Consider the following 5504-nt stretch of genomic DNA (forward strand, 5'->3'; position numbering starts at 1 on the left):
GCAGCTAGAAGCCCCCGCACGAATGACTCTATCCGTAAGCATCGCCCTAACAGCTTGATAAACTGAAATATCGCCAGAAGCCGTCAAAATATAAACTCGCGGCGCGTCCAAACTTTGTGCGCCACACCCACGAGGGGAAAGCGACTCACAGGATGCTCAGTCGCTGCCGCTCCCTGCGCTCCTGTTCGTTGCGCACCACCCCTTCGGGCGAAGCCCGTTACCCTTGTGCCGTCCGAATACAAAAAGGAAGGCGCCCTGATGTGCAGTATAGGCACCAACTTATTCGGACCCGGAGGTCCTCTGCAGGACGCTCCGCCTTGCCGAAGGCATTCCCCTTGCGCCACCTCTATGCCCGAAGCAAAACCCTCTTGCTTTTCTCTATTCTCTCTATTACCATGTAACCATATCCATATATAAATAGTATTGCTTCTAAAGGAGGGGCATTATGGCACAGACTAAGAGAGAACTCGTTAAGGCAGCTCTTGACTGCAGACCGGTAGATCGAGTACCGGTAGGTTTCTGGCATCATTTTCTGGCAGATCAGAGACACGCAGATGCACTGGCCGATCATTCCGCCTGGGTGGATAATCTGGCGGGGCATGACAGATTTTATCATTCCTGGCATCCGGATTTCGTGAAAATCATGACGGATGGATTTTTCCTCTATCCCCATGAACAGCTGCACGACCTGAAGTCCATCAGGGATGCGGAAAATATTAAGCCTCTGGGCCGGGATTCGGAATGGGTGCAGAAGTAGGTGGAACTCTGCGGCATCCTGACGGAACGGTATGGGAAAGAGGTCATGGTCTTCTACAACCTCTTTGCCCCCACTCGGTGCATCGAATTCCAGCAGACCGGCAGCAATGCAAAGACGGTCATCACCGATTTCATGAAAGAGGATCCGGAGGCCCTGAAGGAAGTGATGGCGGTGCTGACGGAGGATATCGCCACCCTGGCGAAGGCGGTCATCACCGATGGCCACGCTGACGGCATTTACCTGTCTGTCCAGAATATTCCCCATCCCGCCATGACGAAGGAAAAGTATGCGGAATTCATCACGCCCTCGGAGGTGGCGGTGCTGGAGGCCGCCAATTCGGTGTCCGACTACAACCTCCTCCACATCTGCGGCTACATGGGTTGCCACAATGACCTCACCTGGTACAAGGACTATCCTTTCAAGGCGGTGAACTGGGCCGTGGCCTTCGAAGGGGTGCCCCTGGAAAAGGGAGAGGAAATCTTTGACCACCGCTGCGTCATCGGCGGTTTTGACAACAACCCGGAAGGGGTACTCTATTCTGGTACAAAGGAAGAAGTGCAGGCAGAAACGAGACGGCTTCTGGACCATGCCGGAACAATGGGCGTCATCCTCGGCGCAGACTGCACGGTGCCCAAGGACATCGACTCGGAACGGTTCAACTGGGTTCGTGATGCCGCTGCCGGGTATGGTAAGAAGTGAAATATCTAAAAATAAGTTGACATATAAAAGAGGTTTAGAAAATAATTTTCTAAACCTCTTTTATATGTCAAGAATTTACATAAAACTTACAAAATAGACGGAAACTATACTTTTTTACAGTTCTGCATTTTACATCCATCCCGTAGACTAGAATCATCGAAACAAAAAGAATAAATCATCATTCGTTTCAAGGGAGGATTAACATGAATCTTAAAAAGTGGATGGCTCTGGCTCTTTCTTCTGCAGCACTCGTAGCAGCAGCAGGCTGCGGTGGCAATTCGGCTCCGGCAAAAAGCGGTGCCGCTTCCGGCGCAAAGGTATCCGGCCAGGTAACCGTTTCCGGTTCATCCGCACTGCTTCCGCTGGCTAAAGATGCGGCAGCTAAGTTCAAAACAAAGAATCCGGATGTTTCTATTACCCTGAACGCCGGCGGTTCCGGCACAGGCCTGAAACAGGTTGCTGAAGGCTCCGTCAACATCGGCAACTCCGATGTGGCAGCTGAAACAAAGCTCCCCGCTGACAAGGCAAAGGGCCTCGTAGACCACAAGGTCTGCACCATGACCGTAGCAACCATTGTGAATAAGGACATTGCAGAAAAGGTTAAGAGCCTTACTTCCCAGCAGCTGCAGGATATCTTCACTGCAAAGACCACAAACTGGAAAGACGTTGGCGGCCCCGATGAACCAATCGTTCTCGTAACCAGACCGACCACATCCGGCACCCGTGCTCTCTTCACCGAACTGGCACTGGCCGGCAAGGAAGAAGCTTCCAACAAGTCCCTTGAAACCGATGATAGCGGCACACTGATCCAGAGCGTTGCTCAGACCAAAGGCGCTATCGGTTATGTAGCACTTCCTTACCTCGTCAATAACAAAGACGTGGCAGCAGTTGCTATCGATGGAGTAGAACCGACACTGGAAAATACCTACAACGGCAAGTACAAAGTATGGGGCTATGAACACATGTACACCAAGGGTGAAGCTACCGGCGCTGTCAAAGCTTACCTGGACTATGTTCTCTCCGATGAATACGGCGTAGAAATCGAAAAACAGGGCTACGGCGTATCCTCCAAGATGAAGACAAAATAATCGTAGTTGATAATAATAAAACGATACAGACATTTTGCGGGAAAAGCGGCCGTATGAAAGTGCGGCTGCCTTTCCCGTCTTTAAAAAAAGGAGAAATGAATGGAAAGCAATACGCGCCAGCAGCATATGTTCCGGCGTGAAATTCTGGGTAAAAGCGTATCCACCATATGCGGCCTGTTTCTGATTGTCCTCACCATTGCCATCGGCTGCTTCCTTCTGGCAAAGGGCATGCTTACGTTTACGGAATTCCATCACAGCATTGGAGAATTCCTCTTTTCCTCGACCTGGAAGCCTTCTGATACCGATGTGGGAGGCGGCAAGGTAGGGGCGGCCATCTTCATTTACGGCTCCATCCTCACCTGTTTCCTGACTCTTGTCATTGCCATTCCCTTCAGCCTGTCCACAGCGGTATTCATGACACAGATTTCGCCGAAGATCGGAGAGAAGATCATCCGTCCGGCTGTAGAAATTTTCGTCGGCATTCCTTCCGTTGTCTATGGCTGGGTTGGCCTGGTGGTGCTGGTACCGTTCCTGCAGAAGATTTTCAAACTGCCCCACGGGCAGTCCGTGCTGGCGGCGTCCATTGTCCTTTCCGTCATGATTTATCCTACCATTACTTCCGTTTCTGCCGATGCCATCCGGAGCGTGAATAAGAAGTACATTGAAGGGGCCTACGGACTGGGCTCCACCCGGTGGCAGATGATTTATAAAGTACTCCTTCCGGCAGCGCTGCCGGGCATTCTTACGGCTATCGTCCTTGGCTTGGCCCGTGCCTTCGGGGAAGCATTGGCTGTATCCATGGTCATCGGCAAGATGAAAGCATTCCCCACAAGCCTCCTGGCTCCGACGAACAGTCTTACCGCAGCCATTGCTTCTGATATGGGCGGCGCCATGGATGGCGGGGAACTGAATTCCGCCCTGTGGACCATGGCTCTCCTGCTCTTCATTATTTCCCTGATCTTTATCCTGATTATCCATCTGATTGCAGCAAGAAAGGAGTCCCTGGCATGACTGTTCAGTCCGCAAACCCGACCGGCCATGGCGCTTCTGATCTCCGTCTCATCGACGGAGGGCTGAAGAGGGCCCGCTTTGCCGATCATGTGGCCACATTTTTCTTCTATTTCATTTCCGCCGCTTTCGTGCTTCTCCTCATTGCCTTTACACTTTACGTGGTATGGGGCGGCGTGAAAGCTTTTAAGCCTGAAATCTTTTCCTTCGGACCGGAGGGCATTGGAAACCAGTTCTTCAACACGGTTTACCTGGTGGTCCTTTCCCTCATTATTTCTGTCCCCATCGGCGTCATGGCCGGTGTGTACATGGCGGAATATGCACCGCCCGGAAGAGTGACAAACAGTCTCCGCATCGCCATCGAGACCCTGTCTTCCCTTCCTTCCATCGTGGTCGGCCTTTTCGGCTACCTGGTGTTTATCATCATGGTTCACAGCCAGTGGAACCTGTTCTCCGGCGCCATGGCGGTATCGGTGCTGTCCCTGCCGCTCATCACTTCCACCACCTACGATGCGTTCAAAGCGCTTCCCAGCGGGTATAAGGAAGGCAGTCTGGCCCTGGGAGCCACCCATTTCGAAACCATCTGGCACGTTATGCTTCCCGCTACGGTGGGACCCATCGTGACCGGCGTCATCCTGGCTGCAGGGAGAGGCTTCGGCGAAGCCGCCGCTCTTCTGTACACTGCCGGTATGAGTACTGATATTAACTGGAACGTATGGGATATCACATCCCCTACCTGTCCACTGAATCCATTCCGCCCCGGCGAGACCCTTTCCCTCCAGGTCTGGGCAGCCCGCACGGAAGGCCTTGGCCCCAGCGCTGTAGATACAGCCGCTGCTGCTTCCGCCGTATTGATGATTATGGTCCTGGTTTTCAGTATCGGAGCCAGACTCGTGAGCCGTTATATTTCTAAGAAGACTGAAGGAGAAAATTCATGATGACAAATAATAATTCCATGGCCGTCCAGGCCTCCGCCCAGGCACCGTCCATTTCCGTTTATTCCAATATTATTTTTGACTGCAAGGGACTGGACCTTTACTACGGCGCTTTCCAGGCGCTGAAGAAGATTTCCATGCGCATTGAAAAGAACCAGATCACCGCCCTCATCGGACCTTCCGGCTGCGGCAAATCCACATTCCTCCGCACCCTGAACCGCATGAATGACCTGGTTCCCGGCTGCCGTGTAGAAGGCCAGGTCCTTCTCTCCGGCGTCGATATTTATAAGGAAATCGACCCCATCGTCCTTCGCCGTCATGTGGGCATGGTATTCCAGCAGCCGAACCCCTTTCCGAAGAGCATTTACGATAACGTAGCTTACGGTCCCCGGCTGAAGGGCATCACGAAAAAGAGCGACCTCGATGAAATCGTAGAAAGAAGCCTGAAACAGGCAGCCATCTGGGACGAACTGAAAGATCGTCTCCACAAGTCCGCCCTCGGCCTTTCCGGCGGCCAGCAGCAGCGGCTCTGCATCGCCAGAGCCCTGGCTGTAGAACCGGAAGTGCTCCTTATGGATGAAGCAACCTCCGCCTTGGACCCCATTTCCACAGCCCACATCGAAGAACTGGCTGTGAAACTGAAGGAAGATTACACGGTGGTCATGGTTACCCACAACATGCAGCAGGTCCAGCGTATTGCCGATAAGACCGCTTTCTTCTACCTCGGCGAAATGGTGGAATACGGCGATACACAGCAGATTTTCGAAAACCCGAAGAAGGAAAGAACCATCCGTTACGTATCCGGCAATTTCGGCTGATACGATGACAGAATATGATACAATTGAATCAGATATGACTATTGCGATTTGACGAGCTGATGTGGTTCGTGGCTGGCCGGCGGGCTGCTCGGATGGATGGGGCATAAGGGTTGTGGGTCGGGCGCCGCTTCGCTGGCCCGACCGGGTTGTGGCTTTGGGAAGGCTGACGCCTTCCCAAAGCGGGGGCGTAAGGTGGATC

At 52.8% G+C, this 5504-nt stretch carries 6 protein-coding genes; all 6 read left to right on the top strand.

All coding sequences use genetic code 11. The features are described from left to right. Positions 1 to 445 precede the first annotated feature (445 nt). On the top strand, positions 446 to 757 hold the full coding sequence (locus tag QZR21_RS07750) for a hypothetical protein (protein ID WP_296099221.1): 312 nt from the start codon (positions 446 to 448) through the stop codon (positions 755 to 757). Continuing rightward, complete coding sequence (locus QZR21_RS07755) at positions 758 to 1456, top strand: uroporphyrinogen decarboxylase family protein (protein WP_296099223.1); 699 nt, start codon at positions 758 to 760, stop codon at positions 1454 to 1456. A 203-nt stretch (positions 1457 to 1659) separates the two neighbouring features. Next, on the top strand, positions 1660 to 2544 hold the full coding sequence (locus tag QZR21_RS07760; protein ID WP_296099225.1) for a phosphate ABC transporter substrate-binding protein: 885 nt from the start codon (positions 1660 to 1662) through the stop codon (positions 2542 to 2544). Positions 2545 to 2643: 99 nt separating this feature from the next. Then, on the top strand, positions 2644 to 3555 hold the full coding sequence (gene pstC, locus QZR21_RS07765; protein ID WP_296099228.1) for a phosphate ABC transporter permease subunit PstC: 912 nt from the start codon (positions 2644 to 2646) through the stop codon (positions 3553 to 3555). Further along, the gene (gene pstA / locus QZR21_RS07770) at positions 3552 to 4490 is read left to right on the top strand and encodes a phosphate ABC transporter permease PstA (RefSeq protein ID WP_296099230.1); all 939 of its coding nucleotides are present in this window, start codon (positions 3552 to 3554) and stop codon (positions 4488 to 4490) included. The genes pstC and pstA overlap by 4 nt, the downstream gene beginning before the upstream one ends. Positions 4491 to 4507: 17 nt before the next feature. Continuing rightward, positions 4508 to 5305: a phosphate ABC transporter ATP-binding protein PstB gene (gene pstB / locus QZR21_RS07775; protein ID WP_296974757.1), complete on the top strand. Its 798-nt coding sequence runs from the start codon at positions 4508 to 4510 to the stop codon at positions 5303 to 5305. Positions 5306 to 5504: the final 199 nt, after the last annotated feature.

The sequence above is a fragment of the uncultured Dialister sp. genome (genome assembly GCF_900541605.1).
Taxonomy (GTDB): domain Bacteria; phylum Bacillota; class Negativicutes; order Veillonellales; family Dialisteraceae; genus Dialister.